Here is a 24,966-nt window from a genome sequence, read left to right as displayed (position 1 = left end):
GATCGTCAATCGCCAAATTGACGTTATTTTTTACTTGTAAAGGAAAATCTTATTCAACTAAGGGTTGTGAAATCGGGAAAACTTCCTGACGGCGTTGAATCAACACTACAACAACACCGCTTGCAACCACAGCAAAGGCAGAAGGAATAAATGGCAACCATAAGCCTTGTTTTAAAAGAGCGATCGCACAAACTCCATATAAAGTGATAACTATTGCAGGGATTGTGCATCCCTTATGTGAGAGCGATCGCACCCGCCAAATAATCAGACTCCCAACTACAGACCAGCCACATATCCAAAGAATATCGCCCCAGTAAGGCGAAACCCAAAGAATTGGACGTTGGTCTAAAACTGCACTCAAAACTTGGCTAACCATTTGTGCTTGTATAAATATCCCTGGTATTTCTTGGTAATCTTGCTGTGCAGTACTGTAGAGAGTTGACCAAGTATCGCTGACTGTATTAGCTGTCACTCCAACGATCACTACTTTATCTTTCATTGATTTACGATCGAATTTATCACTCAATACCTCATCAATAGAAACTCTTTGATAATCTGTATTACGATAATTGACAAGTATTTGATTTCCGCCTAAATCAACTCCTTGTTGATAGGCACCACTGCGGCTAAACTTTAAGCGTTTAAATACTTTAGAGCCAAACTGTACATAATCTTCATTAAATTTAGGCTTAATATTTTCATAAGATAAGTAACGAGTAACTAATTGCAACGAAAGCGAATAAGGCGTTGTACAAGTTGAAGAAGGCTCTTGTGCCATCATCAAAATTTGGCGACGGACGATACCATCTGGGTCTTGAATTGCATCAGTAAAACCCTGACGTTCTACAGGTACGTCTTTCGGAGGTTTAACACCTTGTGGGTCATATTTACGATCGCGGCTTTTGCAGACAACAACAACATTATCTTTATGAAGTTCAGTCGGAAGTTGTATTGGATTTGATTTGTTTGGGGGGTCAGCCAAGTCTCTATAAATATCCAGTCCAATAACTCGCGGTTGAGACTTTTGTATTTTGTTAAGCAATTTAGCTAACGTACTATCCGAAATGGATTTCAGTCCTTTGGTCATCTCTTGTCGTGATTGAATATTTTTTTCAGTAATTTCTACAATTATTAACCTTGGATCTGGCTCTTCTTGAGGTCGCAACCGTAGCATTTGATCGAAACTTTGCAGTTCAATTTTCTCAAAGATTCCCAAGTATCTCAAACCTACTGTTGAAATAGCCACAATCAAAGTACTAAGTAGTACAGTCCAAAGTTTGAATTTTGGTGTTACAATTTTACCTTTTGTCGAAACTTCACCTACAAATTTAGTATCAGCAAAATTACCGCACAGTTCTTGCCACGTTGTAGGAACAGTTGTAGGATTTTGATAGATAACTGGCAACCAACTGGCACAAGGAAATTCATTTTCCAGTCCTTGAAGTCTTTCTCGTGCTTCTCGCACAGCCAAGTAAAATGGTTTGCTATCTGCAAAGGCGGTAAGAAAGTTGTTTAAAAATTCCTGCGCTATTAAATCGGGAACTCCTTCCCGCATTACAATCATTTGGGGAATGTTTAAATCCGCTAAATTTCGTCCTAAACCAATTCCGTCACAAGAATTAAAAATTGCCAGTTTCAAACCGCGTCTAATTGCTGCCTTAAGTCCATTTCTCAACTGCGAAATTGTTAAACTTTCTGTTTGATTGATGCAAATTTCCCCAATCTCTCCGTCAGTAAGACTAGTGCTATGTCCGGCAAAAAATAGAATATCCCAATCATGATTCCATAGATGCTCGTCAAGTGTTTGCCGTGTTGGTTCTATAAGAAAAGTGGTTTTACCATCTGTTAAACTTTGTAAAGCAGAGGCATCTTTATCAATATCAATACCAACTCTATTGCCTAGAATTGCCAAAATTTTGACTTTACCTGTAGGAGATTTTTGTAATAGCTGAGGAGATTCATACTCATGATTGCTTAAAGCTAATTCCGCTTTCGGGTAATCTTCAAAAAAATGCCATAGATGCCAAGGCAGACGATGCAGTAGAGCTATATTTGTTTCAATAATGACTCTAATTTCATCATTGCGACTAAGTAGAGTTCGCAACTGCCGTTCAATATTCTGAAATGATTCAAATTTTAACCAAGCATTGATATTTGCTTGTAGCTGTTGACATACTTCATTGAAGTCATTGACAGAAATATTGGTTATGTCTTGCGAATGTACTTTTATCCGGTGATTCCTACCCAGGCGTTGATGAATTGCTGCGTAGAGTAACTGCCATCTGCGGTAGAGTTCGCTTAGTTCTGGTGCTGGCGGTAGACTCCCTGTTAATTTCACGGGTACAAATTCGTCATGACACCAAAGTTGAGCCGTGACAACAGGAAATCCTTGATTTAAATCTCCTCCCAAGAAGCTGAAGACAACTAGCTTACTCATAAGTTAAATGGACTTTGCCATTCGCGATTAACTAATGACTAATCAACAAAGAGCATTCTACTTATGCAAAAATACCAAAAAAATGTACTATTAAAACTACATAAGACAAATTTGGGCTAAACCTAGACCTTCGAGGAAAAACAACGTTTACAAGCCGTCGCAAAGAGATCGCATCAATCTTGTATAAAAATACATCATCAGAGGCATTAAAAACTTTTGCAGGGATCGAAAAAATAGTGCGATCAGTCAATAAGCTACGCTTAATGCGATTATTTAGCAATTTATTGATAATGAGTTGCTCTTATTGATAAGATGCATGCGCCTTGCAGTAGAATCCATTCAATATTCCTGCCATACTAAAATTACGTTGTGCCTATCTCAATGGTCAAATCGCTATTTGATATTTTTCTATAAGTAGGATGCTCCCAATCAACACCAATTTGACACTGCTGGTTCCTAAGAGGTTGTTTGAAAAGTCTGGTAAGGTACAATTTTGCCCTGATAATTGGCCTCAACTGCAATGATAAATTAAGGTTTTAGCCCTATATTCAGATGCCTAGATGTACTAATTATCATCTCAAACGACCCTTTTCAAACAACCTCTAATAACTAAATTATGAAATTTTCTGTTATTTGATAATTATTCAGATCGATCTGGATGCTGAAACATTCTCCCACTTCCCCATCAAAGAGTTTCAACTGCACATAAATATCTTGAACTCTTGCTTGTACTTGTTGAAGTATTTCCCCTCGATCTGAAAGTAAAACTAGCTTGATATTATCAGGTAGGTAAGGTTGATTACAAGCTGGATGTAGCTGCACGCGAATACTAACTTGTTGGTTAGCTTCTGGTATTAAGGCAATTAATAAAATAACTTTTTGAGCCTCTATTTCTATTCCCAAGTCAATCAACTTGGCGCGTTTGATAGCGGCAGCATTTAACCCAGAAGAAGTGCGGAAATTATAAGCTAGGCTACTAGAGTTTGGCTCAAAAAAAGTCTCTATAGCTTGCCAAGAAGCATCGTAAATCTCCTCCAGCCAACGACTGAGATTCACTTGTACTTGTGAAAATTGCGTAGGCGCGACTTGTCGTAAATATCGCAACCTTTCTTGGTACAAACCCTGTCGCCACTGCTCATTCTCTAATAGCACTCCCCAAGTTGTAAATGGCACTGCAAGTCTAGGAAATGTTACAGAGGGATTACCTAACCGTTGCACAAGATTTTCTGCTTGAACAGTCGATAATTCTGGTAGTGGAGCGATCGCACCTTTCATCTCCTCTGTTCCACAAAATTGGTAGGTAATCCAAAAAACATTAAGGTCTTTAATTAAGTGCCGTGCATCTATACAATAAGTCCTATCTACTTGGTCATAGTCTGCCAGTGATTTAAGTTCACTATGGGTTATGTAGCTCCAAATTCTTACCCACTCCCCATCTGCTGTAACTTGCACTGCTAAATAATAGTCTGCTGCCCAACTAGGAATGTCTACCCATTCTTGAGGAACTTCTAACTCGCTATCATCAATTGCCTCGCTAGGAATTAAAACGACTCGCTTTTGGTTTAACAAAATTGCTGTGCCATTGACAAATTCCCAAAAAGCAGGAATACCAGGGGAACTGTGCCAGATACTTGCTTCTGGAACATATTCAGCTTTTACCCAATTCAAAAATCCATGAAGGCAAATTTGATTTATGTAAGCACGCCAGCGACTGCTAGGTGTGGCGTACATTTGGCTTTCTTGCCAAGAACTTGTCTGTAATGATGGTGATATTTCTAACAATAGTTCCTGCGGTTCAGTAAAAGCCGAAGTCATTTTTAGTACCTCATCCTTCATAATTTCAGCGAGATTCCCCATACTTAATTTTCAACCATTCTTCCAAAGCACTACTCATATCATTAACTAGGTTGGAAGTCACAGAAATATTAAGCGTGTCTTGACTCCATTGGATCAATGCTTTCAGCATTGATTCTCTGGCTTTGAGCAGTCGGCGAGAAACAGTAGGCTGACTAATTTGTAGGTGTTTTACAATCTGTGGCTGAGTTAACCCCTGTTGGTAGTAAAGTTTAAGTATTTCCTGAGTTTTTACCTCAAGAGTTTGTAATTCTTTTAACAAAACACCTTCAATCTGAGATTGTTGATTTTGTTGGTTTTGGGTATCCTCTTGGGCTATCATCTCTGCAATTAATGAGTCAGAGGATGGATCTGGCAAATCAAAAGTTGCTGTGGAGTCATCTTCTGATATTGCTAAATTTAAAGAACTAACAGGTGGATACAGATAACCACGCACGTACACAGATGTCTGGGTTAGCCACTGTTCAATTTTCTCTCTCGTGCATTGTGGAGTAGGTTGAGTTAACTGATTTTGGCGTTCGCGGTTGTAGAGGTTGACAATAGCTTCCCAAAGTTGAGGTTCTGGTTCTGGTAGTGACTTTGTGCCACCTGGTTGGTTTTGAACATACAGTTCTTTGAAACAAGTCCAGGCGAGTCGATATTGGGCAATTAGAATCGGTGATAATCCAGCTTGAGTAAGAGCTTCTAATAACTGCTTTTTGCTTACTTTGCGTAACAATGCCCAATTTGTGCAAATATCAGCTTCTTTGCGTTGGCGTAAAATATCTTTTAGCCGACTGGGAACTGCCATAGTAGCATAGGCTTTTAAGCTAGAGCATTTTTCTTGATTAAAGTTTTTGAGAATTGTTTCAATTTCAGCATTCGCCATTTGAAAATAATCTGCTAGGCTATGTTGACTATTTGTAAATTTGGCAATTGTTTTTTTAGCAGCCCAATAATTTGGTTCCTGTAAATAAGCAGATAAATGCATTCTAGCAAGGCTATTAGATTCCTCTCGCCAGCACTTGTGCCAATGTAATGCCCAAAAATTTTCTGAGTTAGGGACAAATGGTGAAGACCCCAAGCAATTTTGAATATTTCGATGTAGTTTGATATCAATCAACCATTTGCTGAATCTGTCTCCTTCCAGCTCAACGAAGGTTGAGAACATCTCGATAATTTTTTGACGAGGACGCATAAGCAGTTAACAATTTCAATTGATCCGAGAAGCAACTATCAAGCAGATATCTCTGTGGACAATTGCAAGATACTGGTTTGCTAATGTGCAATTCCATAGCACACATATTTTATTTTTTGATGTTTTTTGAAGATAACTCTATTCATATTCTGTTGAATCCAGATAATTTAGTTATTTTAAAGTTAAATTGGCGTAAAAAGCGATTTTAAGCGTTGCATAAATGCGGCATAGTTCGAGTAAACACTGGTTGAGAAGGTCTAGCAAGATATTGTCTCTTAACTTTTTGAAAATTCTTTTGCCAATTTCTGCGTGTCGCAAAGTGTTGATGATTAGCGATTGTATGCCCATACGCTCTATTTGAGTTAGAAGTATAGGTATATCATCGGCTTCTTCGTTTGTAATTACGGGTTTATTAGCCATAATTGCGAACATATATCTAATTGAGTCTTTTTGGAAATATGCCCTTCGGTATACTTGTGACTATCTATTTGTCCTAAATCCCTAAAAAATGGGCGAACTGGGAATAATTAAAACTAATTGCTTATTTTTCAGCTTAAAGTATTTTAATTAAATCAACTAAATTCAACTTTTTTGAGCTAACTGCAAGTGAGTTTAAAAGTGAGAAAAATCAAACTACTAGCTTTGATATTAATTAGTTTGGCAATGGTGTTGTGGTTTAATTTGCGTTTTTCAACACCTTCGATACCCACTATTGCGGCTTCACCAGCAAAAACTATCCGCTACTTCGATCGCACTTTGCCCCAAAGCATCGCTCACATCGTGTTGATTCCAGCTAATAGCAAATTTTTGGTGACTCCTGCACTATCACAGAAGGTAGCTACTGTAGAGGAATTTGCCCAAAAGCATCAAGCCGTGGCTATTTTGAATGCAGGCTTTTTTGACCCAGCCAACCAAAAAACGACATCTTATGTTGTCCGACAAGGAAAGTTGATAGCCGATCCCAAGGAAAATGAGCGGCTGGTGAACAATCCCAACTTAAAGTCTTATTTGGGTCAAATATTCAATCGCACAGAATTCCGTCGCTACTTATGCGGGCAAACTAGCCGCTATTCCATTGCCCTACACAGTCAGTCACCACCAGCAGGTTGTCGGTTAGTTGATGCTATAGGTGCTGGCCCGCGCCTATTACCAGAACTCACCTTAGAAAAAGAGGGCTTTGTGGACAATGCTAATAAACGAGATGCGCTTGGCAGCAATCAACCCAATGCCAGAACTGCTGTAGGTATCACCCGTGATGGCAACGTTATTTTAGTTATGGTGGCTCAAAAACCCTCAGCTCCGGCGAACTCTGGAATATCTTTGCCAGCATTAGCTGATTTGATGAAAACTCTTGAAGCCGAGCAAGCGATGAATCTGGATGGAGGAAGTTCGTCTTCGCTTTATTACAATGGGAAAACCTTTTACGGAAAGGTTGATTTGGAGGGAAATTCTATCAAGCGTCCTGTAAAGTCGGTTTTACTGGTTCAGGAAAAGTAGGGGTTGTGGGAATTATACCTACCTACTGGTAGATTTTTGCCATATCAGCAATTCCCGAATCCGAATTGCGTCACAATGGTAATAGGCAATCATTGAAGGTGCTATTATGCTTCGTCTAACTCAAATTATTCGGAACTTGTTCCTTCGTATTGAAGGCTTGTTTGGTGTTTTATTCCAAAGTATTTCTAATTTTTTCGGAAATTTATTTGGTTTTTTTGGTAAGCTTTTCGGATTCAGTGAGTCTGGTTATTTCTTGGAATCCGATCGGGTGCAAGACGTAAAACAAACTTCAACTAAACAGCCAATTGAAACGAATCGGGATAACACTACTAAAATTCCTACCACTAACCGTCGTCGTTCTAATGCCAAACTTGACGACTACTACCTCAACATGGCTCGTGATGTGAAAAAGAAATGAAAAAAGCCATCAAGTGGAGGGTTAAGTTTAGTAATCAACAGTTCCGCCTTTAACTTGCATAATTAGGGTGGGCAAGACTTTAGCATCAGCGCTACTTTAATAACGCTCAGTACAGGTCAGCCGAACGCTGTCCACCCCACAATATTTTAATTAAATTTAGATATACAAATTATATCTGGAACAGTTTAGCAATAACTAAATGGCGCTTTACATTTTCAGAAAAAATTTGTATGTGCGTAGGCTATCAAAAATCGCAGGCATCGCACCTTTGACAAAAATTTTGTCCAGTTTGAGGCTGGACAATAGCTAGAAATATTTTTGAGTTTGAATATATACTTGGTTTTTAACTTACCAAATCAACTAAGGCGTTGCTTTGAAAGCGGACTATAGATGAAACTGAGCAACCGCGATAATTCTCAGAAGTGAATACTGATAGTGTGATATTAGCTTGACCTGGATCTAAAATGCGTTTTACCTTGCAGGTTTGCATTTTATTGTTGCAGTAAGCAATAATCCGATCGCCAGCCTTGACTTCCAACGCTTGAATTTTCAATTAATACCAACCTTGCCAGGAATTTGCTTTGTTAAAAGAAAAATATATTGCTATATCTCAGTCGCTTAACAATAGCAATGTTCTTTTAGTATAGCACAAAAATTAAGGATATCAATGCTATCAATTTAATCTTGGTAATGTCAAGTTTATTCATGCTGCAAATACTAGTGCAGGAGGTAAAAGGCAGAAATCTATCTGTTGCTCTCAAACCTATCTAATTCCAAGCCACCAAATCGTTCGCGCCGTTTCTCGGTTGGAGTATTTGTTGAAATTCAGATGTAGGGAAACCTCTACTCCAAAGAAGTTGGAGCAAAATTTTTTTGAAGACAGATTTTTCTTTCGATGTTTTTGTTACAATCATTGAAATTTTTACCTAAAAATAACACTATGGCTTTATATGCTGAATTACATAGACATCTAGGCGGCTCGGTCGTACCACGAGTTTTATGGCGATATTTCGAGCGGCATTCTTCGGAGTTAATTTCCCGTTTTACTGACTATTCAGATTTTGAAGATTTTTATACCCGCCCGCGTAACACTCTAGATGAGTATCTAGAATTACACACTCTGGTAGAAAGCGTGCAAACTGTAGAGACTTTGCCTTACTTTATCTATCGTTTGGTGCGTGGTGCTTACATATTTGAAAATTTGGCTTATCTGGAACTGCGCTACACTCCTTATTTGCGGACACCTGAGCATCTGAGTCAATCCGCAAGAATTGACAAGATGGCAGAAATTGTCCGAGTAGTAGGACTTGCCAGCCAACAGCCAGAATATCCGATTGTTACTAGCCAAATTCTCTGTATGCACACACGCCTACCTTATGAGGTGAACAAGGCGATTGTTGATTTAGCGGCGCAAAATAAACAATATGTCTGTGCAGTAGATGTAGCAGGAGGTGATAGTTATTACGCCGATCGCTTAGAAGAATGGATTAGCTTATATGATTATGCGCGATCGCTGGGCGTTAACACCACGGGACATCTATATGAAACCACCGCTGGTTGTTACCCAGAACTGTTACCATATCTGATGCGGATTGGTCACGGCATTCAAATTCCTCTACTATATCCAGAGCTACTTAATGATGTGGCTAGACGCGGACAATGTTTGGAGGTTTGTCCGACAACTTACCTGAAAACCGGTACTTTGCAGGATATCCGTCAACTCAAATTAGTTTTTGACCGTTGTTTTGAAGCTGGCGTAGATATTGCTATCTGTACTGATAATGCTGGATTGCACAATGTGCGTCTACCGTTTGAGTATGAGAATCTCTTAACTTACAACATTATTAGTTTTGCACAACTACAAGCTTGTCAAGATGCAGCTTTCCGTCATGCTTTTGCTTGGCCTTACAGTCAACGTCCTTTATCACTGTTGAACGGTTTGCTCAAACCTGAACCACCGAAAATTTTGTCCATGAGAGATAGTAATTAACGAATCGCCTAAAAATATCTATAAAGTCAGGTGATTTAATGTTAATTAATGTTGCAATTACTAATTTTTTCTGATGCGATAGAAAAAGTTGTAATACATAATAGATATCTTGCAAAATTAATGTTTTATAAATTAAACCACAGATGTACACAGATAATTTATCAGTGTTTATTTGTGGTTCTTTTGTTGCTGAAAAAGGATTCTTGCTATAAGTCGTATATAGCGTGCCCCCAGAAGCTATAAACTATAATTTATGGCATCTACTATTCAAGCTCTACCAACAGAAGTTGTATATCTCATTACAGCTGGAGAGGTAATCGACTCTTTAGCCTCTGTGGTGCGGGAATTGGTAGAAAATTCCCTAGACGCAGGTGCAACGCGAATTGTGGTTTCTCTGTGGCCGCAGCAATGGCGAATTCGGGTGGCAGATAATGGTTGTGGAATGAACCTAGATGATTTACAACAAGCAGCCACAGCCCACAGCACCAGTAAAATTCGCTCTAGTGCCGATTTGTGGAAAATTAATAGCTTAGGGTTTCGTGGTGAGGCGTTGCACAGTTTAACGACTCTGGCAGATTTAGAAATTTTGAGTCGTCCTCTGGGGGGAAATTTAGGATGGCGGATAATTTATGGCGATGGCGGGAAAGTTGTACAAGTTGAAGCAACTGCGATCGCACCTGGTACAGTAGTTACAGTTTCTCATCTTTTTGGTAATTGCTCATCTCGCCGTCAGGGATTACCCACAACAGCACAGCAAATGAAAGCTGTGCAAGCCGCAATTCACCAAATCGCCCTCTGTCATCCCCACGTCACCTGGCAGATTTGGCAAAATGACCGTCAATGGTTCACCATTTGTCCTGCTGCCACAACTGGACAACTACTACCGCAGATTTTACCGCAAGTGCGACAAGGTGACTTGCAAGAAGTAAAACTCGAAATACCCAACCCTCCCAACTCTTGTACAGACGCAATTAATCGCGTCTCTACGGACACTTGTACAGACGCGATTCATCGCGTCTCTCCCCACTCCGCACTAAACTTAGTAGTAGGATTACCCGATCGCTGTCATCGTCATCGTCCAGATTGGGTACGTGTAGCCATTAACGGACGGATGGTGAAGACACCGGAACTAGAGCAAACGATATTATCAGCATTTCACAGAACATTACCACGCGATCGCTATCCAATTTGTTTCTTACATCTTGCCATTTCCCCCGATCAAATTAACTGGAATCGCAATCCAGCAAAAACAGAAATTTACCTCAACGAAATCATTTATTGGCAAGAGCAAATTACCCAAGTAATTAACCAAGCACTCAGCATTTCTTCTAGTAATCTCAAAGAAGCTGTCCACACAACACGAGTTAGTAAATTACTCAAAGCCGCAGAAGCCAAAGGTGGCTACAATTTCAATCCTCAAAATCCCAAACCTTGTACAGACGCGATTAATCGCGTCTCTCCTAACTCCTTAAAAGCTGTTGCTCAAGTTAGCAACACTTATATTGTGGCGGAACATTCAGGTGGGATGTGGTTAGTAGAACAGCACATTGCCCATGAGCGAGTTTTATATGAGCAATTATGCGATGATTGGCAACTTCTACCCGTCGAACCACCAATAATTCTTTATCAATTATCGCCAGCGCAAGTATTGCAAATACAACGCATCGGTTTAGAAATAGAACCCTTTGGCGAACAACTTTGGGCTGTCCGTAATATCCCCGCACCTTTGCAGCAGCGAGACGACTGTGCAGAAGCAATTTTAGAACTTAGTTGGGGAGGCGATTTACAAACAGCCCAAGTAGCCGTCGCCTGTCGCACTGCCATTCGTAACGGTACACCGATGAATCAACAAGAAATGCAGACACTTTTAGATAATTGGCAACGCACTCGCAACCCCCGTACCTGTCCCCACGGACGCCCAATTTATTTATCTTTAGAAGAATCAGCTTTAGCTCGGTTTTTCCGGCGTAATTGGGTAATCGGTAAAAGTCATGGGATTTGATGTTTTCAGTAATGCCAATATTAGACCTCTTGCAAAAGTTGTACATTAACTAATTATTTGTCACAAGCATGAACTGCGGCGCTGTTGAATTTTCTTATTTTATTGGTATGCATTTCAAAAATAGGTTGTTTCAGGCTTTTATTAATTATTGTTTGGTGGTAAATATCTGACTTTTGACGGTATGTGTAAAACCTCTCTCTAAATCTCTCTCCTAAGAGGAGAGAGACTTTGAATTTTCCCCCCTACCACATCGGGAAGGCAGGGTAGTTTCATAGAAGCAGAGAAAAACTAAAACTGGGTTTCAAAGCCTCTCCCCCCGTGGGGGAGAGGTTTGGAGAGAGGGGAAAAGCCATGCCACAAAACGCGAAGTAAATATACCTTTTACTATTTCATGTCAATGCGTAAATCTTATATATAATAGGTTAATTAGTTGTTGCTGTAGTCAATCCCAACTTTTTATCTAAAAAATCTTCTTCTAAAGTATTCCCGTTATCGCGTAACCAGTTTTTTGCAACTTGATAGTTAGGAACTTGAACGGCGACTATATTCCAAAATCTAGGGGTGTGATTACTTTCTAAAAGATGGGCTAATTCATGCACAATTAAGTAATCAATTACAAAAACTGGAGCTTTCATAATCCTCCAGTTAAAGTTTAAATTATTATTAGGCGTACAACTGCCCCATCGGTATTTTAAATCAGAAATGAGTATTTTATTAAATTGCACGCCCAAAGATTCAGCAAAGTCTTTTACTTTTGGCGGAAGTTTAATATATGCGCGTTTTGTGTACCAATCGCGGAATAATTGAAAAGCATTATCCTTATGACAGCGTGATATCAAAAAGCGAGAGTGAAAGCGCACATCAGGAACTAAATCATCGGTAATTTCTAAGCGGTAATTTTTACCTAAATATAACAAAGTTTCCCCAGATACAAATTCTTTGTAGGTGGTTTGATCTGGGTATTTTTGGGTATGGTTGAGTTTTTCATAAAGCCAGAGTTTCTTAGATTCAACCGCTTGATGAATTTTCTCTTCAGATAGCCCAATAGGGGCGCGAACTAATATTGATTTATCTCGTTCTACTGAAAGGGTTAGGCTTTTACGTTGAGGCGAATAAATAATATGATAATCTAGCTTCATTGGTTATTCTCTGCTCAACTTAGCATGGTTTTCTCTTGACCATTCTAGCAGACGAGATATCAGTTCTTTCCTTTGTTGAAAAATATTAGGATAGTCAACAAAATCAGGAGAAAGGAACAGTTGTTGTAATTCTCCTTTCAGTCGGTTTTGTGCTGGAATTGAAGCCCAAAATCCAGCAGTTTGAACTTCTTGCTTAATCAAATTGAAGGTATGTAAAGTTAAGTTGACATTTTGGGTAATTTCATTTTCATTAAGTTCGCGGTTCTCAAATAGATTGGCTTTAAAAATACGAAAGATTGGCATTTGAGTTTTTCGATCTAGCCCGTAAGTATTTTCCTGTTCCTTTAATTTAATCTCCTTTCTCAGTTTTTCTACTTCTTCATATATGCGTTCCCAATTATCTTTAAATTCTGTTAATATTTGTTCTAGTTTTTCCGAGAAGGAAAGGAATAATTCTGGATCTTCGTTAAGATTTAAGTTGATGTAATTCCTAATGGCGTGTTCGACCGTGGCGGCTTTAGTTTTTATGCGGGTGTGGCTGTTGACAAAGGTTTCAAACTTATCATCTAAAAGATAAATTGGGGCAATTTTCTGCTCAATGCCGCGAGATTTGAGAAATTCATCTGCTATATTACGCAATTTTTCAGGTATGCCTTTAAGACTAAGACGCGCATAGCCAAAGTTTTTATAAGCTAGGCTATTAATCGCAATAAAATTTTTGTAATCTTGCCAATAATCCAGGGCTTCTTTCCGTGGCATAACTACATTAAAGGCTTTGGTTAGTTTTTTAAAGGCGAGAATATAAGCAAAGCGGATATCTTCATCATAGAATAAATCATAGAAGGCATCGGCATCAGAAAAATCTGTTAAGTTGTATTGTTCTAAGAAGTTCCAGATTTCTCGGTGCGCTAAGATTAAATCGTTAATTTCTTGTTGTTCGTCGCGGATTTGGCTAATGATTTCTTGTTGTTCTTTCTGTTGATAAGTATCTAAAGCTTTTTTGAGATGATGTCCAATGCCAACATAATCTACAACAAAACCTTTATCTTTGTGTTCTTCTCCTACTCTATTGACACGGGCGATCGCTTGTAATAAATTATGATCGCGAATCACTCTATCTAAATACAAAACTTGCTCGATGGGAGCGTCAAAACCAACCAATAGCATATTATTGACGATAATTATCCCGACTTTGCCATTGATGGATGTATTTCCGGCTGTTTCTGTGGCATCAAAGGATAATTTAAAGCGTTGAATGCTGGTAGTGTGATAATTAGGATTCGTGTAAGTTTTAATATGAGGCGGATCGTTATTATTCCCAGAAATAACTACAGCCGTCTCTAATTCTCGGAGTCTGGCTATATTGATATTCAGGGGATTGTTGACTGATAATTCTGTAATTTTGGCTTGAATGGCTGCATCTAAACATTGTTTATATCTGCAAGCTGCTTCTCTGGATGTGGCGACGACTTGGGCTTTAAATCCTCCAGAAAAGACATATTCAATATAATGATCTACCATATCACGGGCTTTTGCTTCGATGATCGGCATCGCTTCTAAATAAGCGTCACGAGTTCCATAGCCCAAAATTTGCAAGCGTTCGTTTAAATTATATTCACTGAAAACATCGCTAAATTTAGCATCCATTCCGGCTTTATCGCTAATTTCGGCGTTGTGGGTACGTCCTTCGTAAACAATTTCTAAGGTTGTTCCGTCTGCAATAGACTCCTTCATGGTGTATTTGTCGATATAGTCGCCAAAGGTTTCTTCGGTTTTATCAATGGGAGTTCCTGTATAGGCGATTCTGGTAGCATTGGGTAAAGCACGGTCTAAATTTGTCCCCAGTTGGGTATATTGGGAACGGTGCGCTTCATCAATCATCAGCAAAACATTTGGACTTTCGTTTAATTTGGGGAAAATTATTTCTAAGTCTTTTTCTTGGAATTTTTGGATCATTGCCATGACAATATCGGGCGTATCATTGGCAAGTAGTTCGTGTAAACTTTTATTAGGTTCGTCTGGTTTGGGTTTTATCCATTCGGCTAATTTGATATTTTGCCCAATTCCTTGACTTGTCCCTTGTAATTGGTCTTGTAGTTGAGTTCTATCGGTAATAAAAACTATTTTCCAACTACTTAGTTGGGTATGTTTTCGCATTTCTCGCACCATAAACAGCATGGTTAAAGATTTGCCTGAACCTTGGGTATGCCAAATAATTCCACTGCGTTGTTTGCGATTGTTTCCGGTAATTAAGCGTTCAACGGCTAGTTTCACGGCGCGGAATTGTTGGTATCTGGCAACAATTTTGATGGTTTCGCCTTTGTCGTTGGTGTTGAATATAGTAAAAATTTGAATAATGCTTAAAATGTTTTCTGGGTAACACATCCCTGCAACCAATCTTTGTTGGTCGTTAGGGGATGTACCGATATTAGTTTGAATATCGCTTAATTTAAAAGGATGGGGATCTATCCAACGAAAAAAACGTTTTTCGCTGCGGGTGGTAATTGTGCCAAATTTCGCTTCTTGTCGGCAAGTGGTGATAATAAACTGATTATAATAAAATAGTTCTTGGTTGCCTTCGGATGTTTCGCCGCGTTGTTGACTATAGCGCATTAATTGGTCAATGGCTTCGGGTATGGCATCTTTAACTTTTGGTGATTTACATTCAATCACTACAACGGGAAGACCGTTAATAAATAAGGTGATATCAGGAATAATATGATTTTCTGTGCCTGGAATGCGGACTTTAAATTGAGAGATGGCAATAAAGGAGTTATTTTGTAAAAAAGTTTCAGGGTTAAAGTCAATATAGCGAACGGTGGGGCTTTGTTCTTGGGTATTGTGGTTAATGGAGACGCTGGTATTTTCTAGGAGGAGGTTGAGAATATATCGATTATTTTCAATTAAGGTGCTTCTGGGAAAGGTGATAATTTTTTGGACGACTTCGTTTATTTGTTCGTCTCGCAGGAAGGGGTTAATTTTTTGTAAGGCTTGTTGGAGTTGGGGTAAAAGGATAACTTCGCCAAAGTTATTACGGTAGCTATCGCTGGGTTTTTGTTGGTGCATCTCTAGGCGGATGACTGTCCAGTCTAAGCTTTGTAGTTGATTTAATAAGGGTTCTTCAACGTGGTTTTTTTCATCCAGTCGGAGGTTTTCTCTTTGGCTTTTGGATGCACTCATGGTTGGTTTGTTAGTAAGGGTTTGACGGAGGTTTTTCCGGTTAGGAGGTCTTGCATTAAGCCGGTTTTGATTTTTTGGAGTTTGTTTAATTTTTTCAATTCAGATTTAAGCAATGTTTCATGTAATGAAATCATTTTAAGAATCCTTTTTTGTTCATCTATACCTGGTCTAATAACTAAAAGTTTTTTCATTTCTTTAATATTAAAATGCTGTTGAGCTAATCCACCTTGATTTTTTAATACTTGTTCTTTACCCCAATGGGAATTTATCCATAAAACTAAGTATTGTGGTAAAATTCTCGAATTAGGTTTAGAGATAATTACATCGATACAATTTGCACCATCGAACTCTTTTGTTACAACGGCTGAAGTTCCAGGATAGCCTGTTCTAACTGTTAAGACATACCCTTCTCTAATAATACTTTTTGAAAGTAGCTGGTTTGACCGTTCATTAATAAACACTAATTCATTAGTATTAATTTCATTTTCGCCAATGTTTGCAGATCGTAGAGCAGGAATACCAAACTCACAATAATATTTACTAGGTTGAATAACAATGCCTACAGAAATATTTAGGCATAAAGAATCTGCACAATCACAAATCCAGTCTTTTTCATCGGGAATCATCCCTAAAGGCGATCGCTTAAATTTATGAGTTTTTGGATCGCGCAGTTGACCATGTTCATCTATCCCACGAGTCAGGAGGTCTTGCATTAACCCGGTTTTGACTCTTTTGTACTTGGCGATTAGGGTTTCTGTTTGTGCGATCGCTTTATCTACTGTGTCTAATATTCTTGTTATTTGCTGCTGTTGTGGAATAGGTGGTACGTTTATATGTAAAGACAGCAGTTCATCAATACGAATACCTTTAACTGTTGAGCCAATTGCTAGAGATGCTAGTTTTTGACGATAAAAATTAAGTAAAACTAATAAATATGTAGAATTTATTTTATCTGAAGGATAGAGGGCTTTTAAATCTTGATTTATTGCTACAGGTACAACAGCAATAACAGCCCTACCCACTGCCATCCTAGTACAAATTAAAGGTATTCCAGCTTCTATAATATTTGATGCACTATTTATCAAGCCATTTTTAGTTATGTATTCTTCTGTTTGATACAAAACTTGCACATCATCCTTAAAATCTTTTACAGAAGCCCAAGGTATATCACCAAACCAATAATCACTTCTAGAACGTGAAGGAGTTCCCCCACCAACTATATTATTGATAACATCTTTTAAATTACAACTTATCCAATCTTTCGGAATCATACCTAAAGCTGAATCCTTAAACTCTCGATTATCATCCAATTGATTAACCACTACTAACCCTATAAAAAATTAAATATACTTTGTAGGTTGGGTTGAGGAACGAAACCCAACAAAAACAATAAAACGTTGGGTTTCACTGCGTTCTACCCAACCTACTAGATAGTGACTACTAGATAGTGACAGTACCACCAGCAGACAAAACTTGTTTTGCTGTTAATTGTAAATTTGGAAACAGAGAGGAAACAAGTTGAGCATCATCTTGAAACAATTGCTTTTGATACTCATCTTCTATTAACTTACAAATAGTAATCGTTGGCTGCTTAGTTTTGCCAATATATTCTCTACCACCTAGCCCCAAATAATCTATAATCCAATATTCAGGTACACCTAGTAAAGCATAATCTTCAACTTTACGAGCGTAGTCATTCTGCCAGTTGGTACTAACAACTTCCGCAATTAGTTTAATTGATTTACCTGATGTAATTACAGGTTCTTGTTGCCATAACGGTTCATTAATTAGTTGTGTTTGATCGAGTACAATCACATCGGGGCGAAAAGCCGTACTTGTTCCCAATAGTTTAATCAAACAGCGATGGGGTGTAAAGTATGGTAAATTATAGCGATCGATTTCTACATTCAGTTTTCGACTCGTAAAAGATGATACTTGTTCATGGGGGCCTGTTGGTTTTATCTCGATTAATTCCCCATCAATTAGTTCATAATTATTGTTGTCGCCATATTGAGTAATAAACTCATTAACATTGATTAGTTTTGGTGCTGACTGTACTATGATGATTTTTCCTCATAATTATCTATTAAGCTGTAGGTTTAGTTTTACTGCGTTATAGCTGACCTACAATTATAGTTATTTTTAATCCGGTGAGGTACAAGTATCCAAATAGACCTAACCCCCTAACCCCCTTCCCGAAGCGGGAATGGGGAACAATTCAAAGCCTCTCTCCGCTTCGGGGAGAGGTTTGGAGAGGGGTTTCTAGTATACTTTGCGACTTTTCAAACAACCTCTAAATATAATTTAGCTTACTCAAAAAATCATTTAACTCTTGTAAAGTCTCCTCCCGTTCCCGTTCCACACTCCCAGCCGCTACCGCATATTTATCCCAAAAATTCTCAAACACAAAAATCACCGTTCTTCTAATTCCATTTAAAAATCTATCTAACTGTTCAGACACTAAATCATGATGCTTTTGCAAAATCAACTCCTTTGCTTCCTCCTCCGTAATTACACCCCCAAAACTTGCCATTAAATCCTGAATATTCACAATTCTCGCTTCTAGCTTTTTAATATCCCCCGTCAAAGCTGTAAACTTTTTCTTCTTCTCCTTATCCTTTTTAACCTCCTCTTCCGTCCCCAACTCAGCCAACTCTTTCCTAGCTTGAATTAATAACTGTTCATGTTCATAAATCTGATCCTCAGCCCCAAACTTCTTTAATAAAATCTTTAACTCAAACTCCAGTTGTTTCTGCTTGAGAGTTGCCTTAAAATTCTTTAACTCATCCTCTGCTTTTTTAAACTGTTTCAAAACTTGCTCATATCCCTTTAACTCCGCTTTTAACTCCTTGGCATTTTCCCCAGCAAATAAAGGTAGGGCGATTTTGTCCTTACTCCTTTTAACCCTTGCCGTTAATTCATCCTTCATTAACTTAGCTGTAATCTTTTCATCCTCTTCTGCTTCATACTCTAATAATTCTTGTGCCGTTTCCAGCAACGAATCAATCTCAGCATCCTTTTGAGCGATATCACTTTCTAACTGCTCAATTTCATCAGCTTCAGCTTGAAAAAATGCCTTAATAATATAAGAATCAGGGATTAAAGTAGGACTCCAACCATTTTGGATAATCGTTTTTAAATCATATCTAATATTATCCCACCAATTAACAAACACACCCGCCACTTGAAACAAATCCAACACATTCACAGGTACTAATTTCTTTTTCAAAGAATCAATCAATTCTTGTCGGACATGAGGTAATTGATTGCCATTTTTAACCTCTTGCTTTTCCCCTCTCTTATCAGGAGACGGATATTCGTTAGGACGGGGTGAAGTAGGTGCTAAACTAGCAAAATCATCCTGAGCTTCTTGCCACCAATCAACTAACAAACTATCCATATTATCAATAATTTGACATAAATCTTGATTGCTTTCAATCAGAGTTTTTAAATCATCTTTTCCCTGAATACGATCGTGAAAAGCATAATAATCAGCATCTTGATCTTGAAACACTAAATCAAATTTTAAACCCAACTTTGCCAGTATATGAGACTTAGCAGCCACTTCCCGTTTAGGAATACCCCCCAATAAATGCGCCCTGACATCTTCCGGTTCGGGTTCTGGGGTATTATCAACATAACGACGCACGTTAAGATTCCAATCATTACCCGCAATTTCCGCAATATCCACCAACCGAGAATATTTGTCTATTTCTTCCTTACGGGTAAAGATATAATCAATTTTTTCAATATCTTCAGACCTTAAAAAATTCCGATTCTTCCCTTCTCCATATGCGGCATCAGCATTAATAAAAAATACCTTATTTTGTAGTGCATCTGGCTTATTTTTATTCAATACTAAAATTACCGCCGGGATACCAGTCCCATAAAACAATTTCTGAGGTAAGCTAATAATGCCTTCAATCACTCCACCATTATCTTGTAGCATTTTCTCGCGGATTTTCTTCTCATCACTGCCGCGAAATAACACCCCATGAGGCATAACTACCGCCGCGCGTCCATCCTGTTTTAAACTAGCCAGAATATGCTGCACAAACATTAAATCAGCTTTTTTCGTTTCCGGCGCAAATCCATAACTAAAACGGTTTTGATGTTGAAGTGCCGCACTATTATAATTTTGAGCAAAGGGCGGATTAGCAATAACAATATCAAACTGGTGTATCTTGCCATCTTTGACATTAGCCGGAGAAACTAAAGTATCTCCAAATTCAATATGACCTTTAAAAATATTGTGCAGAATCAAATTCATTTTACAAATAGAAACCACCGTACCATCATTATCCTGTCCATGTAATTCCAGATTTTGCTCATTTCCACCTTGTTCATTAACATACTGCACCGATTGAATTAACATCCCCCCAGAACCAGCAGTGGGGTCATAAATACTCATTTTTTCCTGGGGTTTTAATAACTGCACTATCAACCGCACCACAGAAGCAGGAGTATAAAATTGTCCGCCTTTTTTACCCGAACTATCAGCAAAGAATTTAATCAAATACTCATAAGCTGCACCTAATAGATCGGGAAATTCAAAGTTATCATTAATTAAAATAAATTTAGGATTATTAAAATGGTCAATCAATAAGCGTAAATCTGGGTCTTTTACGACTCGTTGATTATTGATTTCCCGATTAAAATTAATATGCTTCAAAACTCCAGAAAGTACGGAGTTTTCATCTTCTAAAGCATTTAAGGATTTGTTGAGCATTTCGCCAATATTGCTCTGTAGATTCTTAATGGCGGGTTGTTTTACGCCATTTTCATCTATAAAACTCTCATGCCATCGGGCGCGATTAGGAACAAAAAAAGTCTCACCGTAGCTAATTTTGTCTGTTAATAACTCATTAATAGTATCTTCGGGCAGATGCCGATAATCTTTACGAATTTTAGCCCGTTTTTCATCAAAAACATCAGACATCCGTTTCAAGAACAGCATCCCAAAAATATATTCTTTATATTCGGATGCATCCATTTTGCCCCGCAGAATATCCGCCGCTCCCATTAAAAAGTTTTCTAACTGGGAAAGTGTAATTTTATTTGTATTCATTTACGTTATTTTTTAAATCTTTATAAGATTTAAATAAATTCTAGGTGGGATTTGAGGTAAATTCTAATTTACTCCTTTTTGGTACTTCACTATCTCCCCAAACGGCAAAAGACACTTTTGACACCAACCATTAACCCACAATGCAGGAACTTTAAACTTTTTCCCTCCTCAATGCATCCTATAGTGTACACACAAGTCTTTTAGAGTTGCGCCACAGGCTTTTGATCCCCCCAACCCCCCTTAAAAAGGGGGGCAAAAAGCTCTTAAAGTCCCCCTTTTTAAGGGGGATTTAGGGGCATCTACGACGATTTTGGTTTTCTAGAAAGATGTGTGTACACCGTAGCCAATACATACGGGGAGGTTTAGGGTGGGGTAAAACCCAGATTTATCAAGCAACAGCGTTTTGCTTAGGCTTTCGCGCCGGACGCTTGCGATCGCTTCGACGAACGCCCCCCGCCATTTTGTACTCATCGCTATTCTTGCCATACTTTGCAGCTACACTCAGTAACATGTGTTCTGTTAGTTCCATCAGCGACTTTTCGGTAACTTCTAAGGCTTCCTGAGTCATATCCACGGTGGAGAGGCTTGAGTTATAAGCTTCCAACTTGTCTTGTGTTGTTTTGATAAGGGTTGCAAAGGCGTCAATTGTTACCCCATTCCCTAAGTCTAAGGTGGGACTGATCGATTTCAAAGCCGCAATCCGACGCTGCGCTCTATCAATTACTTTAGACCCGCGTTTTAGACGTGACATAAATCACCTTTCTGTTATTAATAATGCGCCAGGGTAAAAACTGACTTCTACCCTGGACTGTACAGCACTAAGATAAACAGAATTAGGGTTACTTGGCACCCGCATTATTCAGTATAAATTGACTTATCTACTACAATAAACGTTGATTTTTTTACGTACATTCTTGTAGGTTGCCCGAATTCAATAAATGGCTACCCGAATTCAATAAACGACTACCCGAATTCAATAAACAACTACCCGAATTCAATAAACGACTACCCGAATTCAATAAACGACTACCCGAATTCAATAAACGACTACCCAAATTCAATAAACGACTACCCGAATTCAATAAACGACTACCCAAATTCAATATATAGCGGTTATTGAATGGAACCAATACATTTTGACCTCTCTCCAAACCTCTCTCCTAAAAGGAGAGAAGCTTTAAATCTTACTCCCCTTCCCTTGTAGGGAAGGGGCTGGGGGTTAGGTCTCTATTACACTCAGCAGAGAAGCGCTATACGCATAACTCTATGTAAAAATACTTAAATAACTATTGACAAGTATAAAATACTACTATAAATTAAAATAAGAAAGGCGATCGCAGACTCTTGGCCGAGGGCGATCGCCTTTCATTTAACCCCTACAATTGGAGTCAACTACGATCATGACACAAGAAAAAAAGTTCGCCAAATCACAACAAAAGCAGTATTTACCTACCCAAGGCAACAACGCACCCCTTTTGAATCTATCTGACCAAAAGCCATTGCCAAAAAGAGAACCAATTAAACATTTATTGATTGGTTCACCAAAAGCTGTTACCAGCACAATTCACTTGTTGCAAGTTCTCGGCTATGCCAGCGTTGGTGATTGGAGTGCGCTACTACCAACAGGTAATCCACATGAAGTCATGAGTATTTTAAGCCGCCAGATTTTGATGCAATAACTCAGTCAAACACTATCTAATCCCCTCCTCTTATAAGCTATGGTGTACACACATCTGTGTATAAAATAGATTCTCCTAAGTCCTCCTTTTTAAGGAGGACTTTGAGAGGTCTTTGCCCCCTAATTTATCGGGGAGTTGGGGGGATCAAAAAGCTGTAGAGCAACTCTAGAAGACTTGTGTGTACACCGTAGCCTTTATTAAGGGGAGGGTTAGGGTGCAATACAGTTCAGTTAAGCTCACTTTCAGATTTGACGCGATAAAAAAACCCACTAACTTATAGAAAGTGGAGTAATTAAAGTTACAAATTTAGGAGTTACTCATCGTTTAAATCGCTATTTCTACTAGACTAGCGAAATTATTCTAAAGCTTTCTTCAGTTCGTCTTTAATATTTTCTACGGTGTGACCAACTTGAGCTTCAGCTTGCTTTGCTTGTCCTTCAGTTTTATCTTGTGGATTACCTGTGACTTCACCCACAATCTCTTGAATTTTTCCTTCAATATTTTTTGCAGTCGCTTCTATTCTCTTTTCGGCACTCATGGTTTTTATCTCCAGCTTGTAGTTGATTCAGAGAACTCCAAAGATAAATTACTACTACTTGCAAAGTGGGTTGAAAAGCCCGCCCATTTCACGGGACGGGCAAAACGCTCACCCTACAAGTAATAAAATATTTGAGTTATTTTATTACTTGGAAGTCCCTAAGCTATTAATTAATCTAACAGTTGTGTATTCTTTTTTACTTCCATCAACCGAGAGAATATTTTGGTAAATTATATTATCTTAAGAGAGATGCCAATCGGTATTGTAGCAGATAATACAAAATGTGAAAATCTGATAAATAAAATTTATATATATTAAAAAAATAACTTTTTTGCAAATAAATGAACTATAAATTAAAACAAAATTTCAATAAAAGGAAAATAAAGGAGTGCCAACGAAAAGTCAAAAAAATGTCTGGAAGAATGAGATTAATGACATCATTCGAGGTGCTTGTGGAGGTTTTTTGTTTGGCATACCCTTGCTGTACACAATGGAGGTTTGGTGGATTGGATCGCTGGCAAAAGCACAATTTATCATGACGGCGATCGCATTAATGTTTATTGTGGTTTACTTGCTCAATCAGATAGAAGGTTTTCGGAAACGCAGATATCGCTGGCTTTCTCATCAAGCCGCAATGGATACCGTCGAAGCGATCGCGATCGGCATAGCTTGTTCTACCTTTGTGCTATTACTATTGCGAGAATTGACACCAGAAACCTCTCTAAAGGAATCTTTAGGTAAAATCATCTTTGAAAGTGTGCCCTTTGCTCTTGGTGTAGCATTAGCAAATCAGTTGTTGGGAGATACTGAAAACAGCAATGGAAAAGGACAAGGAAGCGATCGCGAAAATAGCACAACCAATAACAAAGGGGATGAGTTACACGCCACCTTTACTGATGTGGGTGGAACCCTGATTGGTGCAACCATAATTGCATTTAACATCGCTCCCACAGATGAAATTCCTATGCTTGCAGCCGCAACCTCTCCACCTTGGGAGTTGGCAATGATCGCCGCATCTTTGGTGATTTCTTATGGCATTGTATTTCAGGCAGGTTTTTCTAACCAGCAAAAACGTAAAGAGCAAAAGGGAATTTTTCAACGACCATCGAGCGAAACTATTATGTCCTATCTAGTATCATTGCTAGCAGGCGCTTTTATGCTGTGGTTCTTTCAAAAATTAACTTTTAGCGACCCTTGGACAATGTGGTTAGATCACACATTGATACTGGGTTTACCCGCAACTATTGGTGGTGCAGCCGGAAGGTTAGCAATATGACTGAAACACAACAACAACCAAAGCGCTCAATAGCTGAGTGGATAACATTCAGCATCGCCTCATTCATCCTAGCAATCATTGTGAGTCTAGTAGGCTACACTTGGCTGAACGAAAAAAATCAACCTCCCATCCTTTCTGTCACTAAAAAACAAACAATTCGAGAAATTAATGGCCAGTTTTATGTCCCTTTTGAAGTTGTGAACAGTGGAGGAGATACAGCTGAGTCAGTTCAGATTATAGCTGAGTTAATGATTGACGGCAAAGTTACAGAAACAGGAGAGCAACAGATCGACTTTTTATCTAGTGGGGAAAGCGAAGAAGGCGCATTTATATTCAGCGATAACCCGCGCCAAGGTCAGTTAAATCTACGTGTTGGTAGCTATAAATTGCCATAGGGGACTGACAAATAAAAAAAATACCCCACAATATTGCATAATCTATTTGTTGGAAGTACACCCGAAATCAACCCTCACCCCACTTGCTTTCATCGTGGGAACGCTAAGAGCGAACAAGTCGGGCATTGCCTGCCTAACGCAGTGCGCTAAGAGTTGAGTTCGGGGGTGGGGTATTTCTTTACCTTGACGTTGACGTAACCTCTGTCTCCGACACACTGTTCGCGTTCGTAGAGAAGTTGAAATCTGCTGTATGAGTCTATATTTTGTTGCTTGCCCATATTTTCAACACGATAGCGCCTGCATTCTGATAACCTTG

General features: G+C 38.6%; 19 protein-coding genes. 7 read left to right on the top strand and 12 right to left on the bottom strand.

All coding sequences use genetic code 11. The features are described from left to right. Window positions 1–49: 49 nt before the first annotated feature. The 4 genes from AC1F2U_RS23020 to AC1F2U_RS23005 form a co-directional block, all read right to left on the bottom strand. Window positions 50–2,437, bottom strand: coding sequence for a CHASE2 domain-containing protein (locus AC1F2U_RS23020; protein WP_480263203.1), 2,388 nt, complete (start codon window positions 2,435–2,437; stop codon window positions 50–52). Window positions 2,438–3,046: 609 nt separating this feature from the next. Further along, a complete protein-coding gene (locus tag AC1F2U_RS23015; RefSeq protein WP_480263202.1) occupies window positions 3,047–4,252 on the bottom strand; it encodes a DUF1822 family protein in 1,206 nt (401 codons plus the stop codon). A 25-nt stretch (window positions 4,253–4,277) separates the two neighbouring features. Further along, on the bottom strand, window positions 4,278–5,468 hold the full coding sequence (locus AC1F2U_RS23010; RefSeq protein WP_480263201.1) for a sigma-70 family RNA polymerase sigma factor: 1,191 nt from the start codon (window positions 5,466–5,468) through the stop codon (window positions 4,278–4,280). A 171-nt stretch (window positions 5,469–5,639) separates the two neighbouring features. After that, window positions 5,640–5,888, bottom strand: a complete 249-nt coding sequence (locus AC1F2U_RS23005; RefSeq protein ID WP_480263232.1) for a hypothetical protein — start codon at window positions 5,886–5,888, stop codon at window positions 5,640–5,642. 198 nt (window positions 5,889–6,086) lie between these two features. Here AC1F2U_RS23005 and AC1F2U_RS23000 point away from each other — a divergent pair, with 198 nt between their 5' ends. Next, entirely contained in the window at window positions 6,087–6,965 is an 879-nt protein-coding gene (locus AC1F2U_RS23000; protein ID WP_480263200.1) for a phosphodiester glycosidase family protein, read from the top strand. Window positions 6,966–7,071: 106 nt separating this feature from the next. Beyond that, window positions 7,072–7,383, top strand: a complete 312-nt coding sequence (locus AC1F2U_RS22995) for a threonine dehydratase (protein WP_480263199.1) — start codon at window positions 7,072–7,074, stop codon at window positions 7,381–7,383. Between the two features lie 343 nt (window positions 7,384–7,726). Here AC1F2U_RS22995 and AC1F2U_RS22990 read toward each other — a convergent pair whose 3' ends face one another. Further along, entirely contained in the window at window positions 7,727–7,936 is a 210-nt protein-coding gene (locus AC1F2U_RS22990) for a hypothetical protein (protein WP_094352741.1), read from the bottom strand. A 387-nt stretch (window positions 7,937–8,323) separates the two neighbouring features. Here AC1F2U_RS22990 and AC1F2U_RS22985 point away from each other — a divergent pair, with 387 nt between their 5' ends. Both AC1F2U_RS22985 and mutL read left to right on the top strand, forming a co-directional pair. Further along, window positions 8,324–9,373, top strand: a complete 1,050-nt coding sequence (locus tag AC1F2U_RS22985; protein WP_480263198.1) for an adenosine deaminase — start codon at window positions 8,324–8,326, stop codon at window positions 9,371–9,373. Window positions 9,374–9,626: 253 nt separating this feature from the next. After that, window positions 9,627–11,375 carry a DNA mismatch repair endonuclease MutL gene (gene mutL / locus AC1F2U_RS22980; RefSeq protein ID WP_480263197.1) on the top strand — a complete coding sequence of 583 codons (1,749 nt, stop codon included), beginning with the start codon at window positions 9,627–9,629 and terminating at the stop codon, window positions 11,373–11,375. A gap of 422 nt (window positions 11,376–11,797) precedes the next feature. Here the strand turns inward: mutL and AC1F2U_RS22975 are convergent, their stop codons facing one another. The 6 genes from AC1F2U_RS22975 to AC1F2U_RS22950 form a co-directional block, all read right to left on the bottom strand. Beyond that, window positions 11,798–12,514 (bottom strand): M48 family metallopeptidase, encoded by a 717-nt coding sequence (locus tag AC1F2U_RS22975; RefSeq protein WP_480263196.1) that lies wholly within the window; start codon window positions 12,512–12,514, stop codon window positions 11,798–11,800. Window positions 12,515–12,517: 3 nt separating this feature from the next. Next, window positions 12,518–15,694 carry a type I restriction endonuclease subunit R gene (locus tag AC1F2U_RS22970; protein ID WP_480263195.1) on the bottom strand — a complete coding sequence of 1,059 codons (3,177 nt, stop codon included), beginning with the start codon at window positions 15,692–15,694 and terminating at the stop codon, window positions 12,518–12,520. Next, entirely contained in the window at window positions 15,691–17,016 is a 1,326-nt protein-coding gene (locus AC1F2U_RS22965) for a restriction endonuclease subunit S (RefSeq protein ID WP_480263194.1), read from the bottom strand. The genes AC1F2U_RS22970 and AC1F2U_RS22965 overlap by 4 nt, the downstream gene beginning before the upstream one ends. Window positions 17,017–17,134: 118 nt before the next feature. After that, the gene (locus AC1F2U_RS22960) at window positions 17,135–17,755 is read right to left on the bottom strand and encodes a Uma2 family endonuclease (protein ID WP_480263230.1); all 621 of its coding nucleotides are present in this window, start codon (window positions 17,753–17,755) and stop codon (window positions 17,135–17,137) included. 232 nt (window positions 17,756–17,987) lie between these two features. After that, entirely contained in the window at window positions 17,988–20,762 is a 2,775-nt protein-coding gene (locus tag AC1F2U_RS22955) for a type I restriction-modification system subunit M (protein WP_480263193.1), read from the bottom strand. A gap of 388 nt (window positions 20,763–21,150) precedes the next feature. Beyond that, complete coding sequence (locus AC1F2U_RS22950; RefSeq protein WP_335008388.1) at window positions 21,151–21,513, bottom strand: hypothetical protein; 363 nt, start codon at window positions 21,511–21,513, stop codon at window positions 21,151–21,153. 649 nt (window positions 21,514–22,162) lie between these two features. On the opposite strand from AC1F2U_RS22950, the gene AC1F2U_RS22945 reads away from it, so the two are divergent. Then, window positions 22,163–22,441 (top strand): hypothetical protein, encoded by a 279-nt coding sequence (locus AC1F2U_RS22945; protein ID WP_480263192.1) that lies wholly within the window; start codon window positions 22,163–22,165, stop codon window positions 22,439–22,441. Between the two features lie 355 nt (window positions 22,442–22,796). Here AC1F2U_RS22945 and AC1F2U_RS22940 read toward each other — a convergent pair whose 3' ends face one another. Beyond that, window positions 22,797–22,979: a CsbD family protein gene (locus AC1F2U_RS22940; RefSeq protein ID WP_480263191.1), complete on the bottom strand. Its 183-nt coding sequence runs from the start codon at window positions 22,977–22,979 to the stop codon at window positions 22,797–22,799. Between the two features lie 388 nt (window positions 22,980–23,367). Here AC1F2U_RS22940 and AC1F2U_RS22935 point away from each other — a divergent pair, with 388 nt between their 5' ends. After that, entirely contained in the window at window positions 23,368–24,255 is an 888-nt protein-coding gene (locus tag AC1F2U_RS22935; protein ID WP_480263190.1) for a TIGR02587 family membrane protein, read from the top strand. Next, on the top strand, window positions 24,252–24,650 hold the full coding sequence (locus tag AC1F2U_RS22930) for a TIGR02588 family protein (protein ID WP_480263189.1): 399 nt from the start codon (window positions 24,252–24,254) through the stop codon (window positions 24,648–24,650). Before AC1F2U_RS22935 ends, AC1F2U_RS22930 begins: the two co-directional genes overlap by 4 nt. Window positions 24,651–24,966 lie beyond the last annotated feature (316 nt).

The organism is Nostoc sp. LEGE 12454 (assembly GCF_056620565.1).
This window is presented reverse-complemented; position numbering and strand designations above follow the sequence as displayed.

Bases quoted from the DNA above. Each gene is read 5' to 3' on its own strand.
- AC1F2U_RS23010 (WP_480263201.1), bottom strand. From the start codon at position 5,468: ATGCGTCCTCGTCAAAAAATTATCGAGATGTTCTCAACCTTCGTTGAG.
- AC1F2U_RS22985 (WP_480263198.1), top strand. From the start codon at position 8,324: ATGGCTTTATATGCTGAATTACATAGACATCTAGGCGGCTCGGTCGTA.
- mutL (WP_480263197.1), top strand. From the start codon at position 9,627: ATGGCATCTACTATTCAAGCTCTACCAACAGAAGTTGTATATCTCATT.
- AC1F2U_RS22970 (WP_480263195.1), bottom strand. From the start codon at position 15,694: ATGAGTGCATCCAAAAGCCAAAGAGAAAACCTCCGACTGGATGAAAAA.
- AC1F2U_RS22930 (WP_480263189.1), top strand. From the start codon at position 24,252: ATGACTGAAACACAACAACAACCAAAGCGCTCAATAGCTGAGTGGATA.
- AC1F2U_RS22975 (WP_480263196.1), bottom strand. From the start codon at position 12,514: ATGAAGCTAGATTATCATATTATTTATTCGCCTCAACGTAAAAGCCTA.
- AC1F2U_RS23015 (WP_480263202.1), bottom strand. From the start codon at position 4,252: ATGACTTCGGCTTTTACTGAACCGCAGGAACTATTGTTAGAAATATCA.
- AC1F2U_RS22955 (WP_480263193.1), bottom strand. From the start codon at position 20,762: ATGAATACAAATAAAATTACACTTTCCCAGTTAGAAAACTTTTTAATG.
- AC1F2U_RS22945 (WP_480263192.1), top strand. From the start codon at position 22,163: ATGACACAAGAAAAAAAGTTCGCCAAATCACAACAAAAGCAGTATTTA.
- AC1F2U_RS22940 (WP_480263191.1), bottom strand. From the start codon at position 22,979: ATGAGTGCCGAAAAGAGAATAGAAGCGACTGCAAAAAATATTGAAGGA.
- AC1F2U_RS22995 (WP_480263199.1), top strand. From the start codon at position 7,072: ATGCTTCGTCTAACTCAAATTATTCGGAACTTGTTCCTTCGTATTGAA.
- AC1F2U_RS23005 (WP_480263232.1), bottom strand. From the start codon at position 5,888: ATGGCTAATAAACCCGTAATTACAAACGAAGAAGCCGATGATATACCT.
- AC1F2U_RS22950 (WP_335008388.1), bottom strand. From the start codon at position 21,513: ATGTCACGTCTAAAACGCGGGTCTAAAGTAATTGATAGAGCGCAGCGT.
- AC1F2U_RS23020 (WP_480263203.1), bottom strand. From the start codon at position 2,437: ATGAGTAAGCTAGTTGTCTTCAGCTTCTTGGGAGGAGATTTAAATCAA.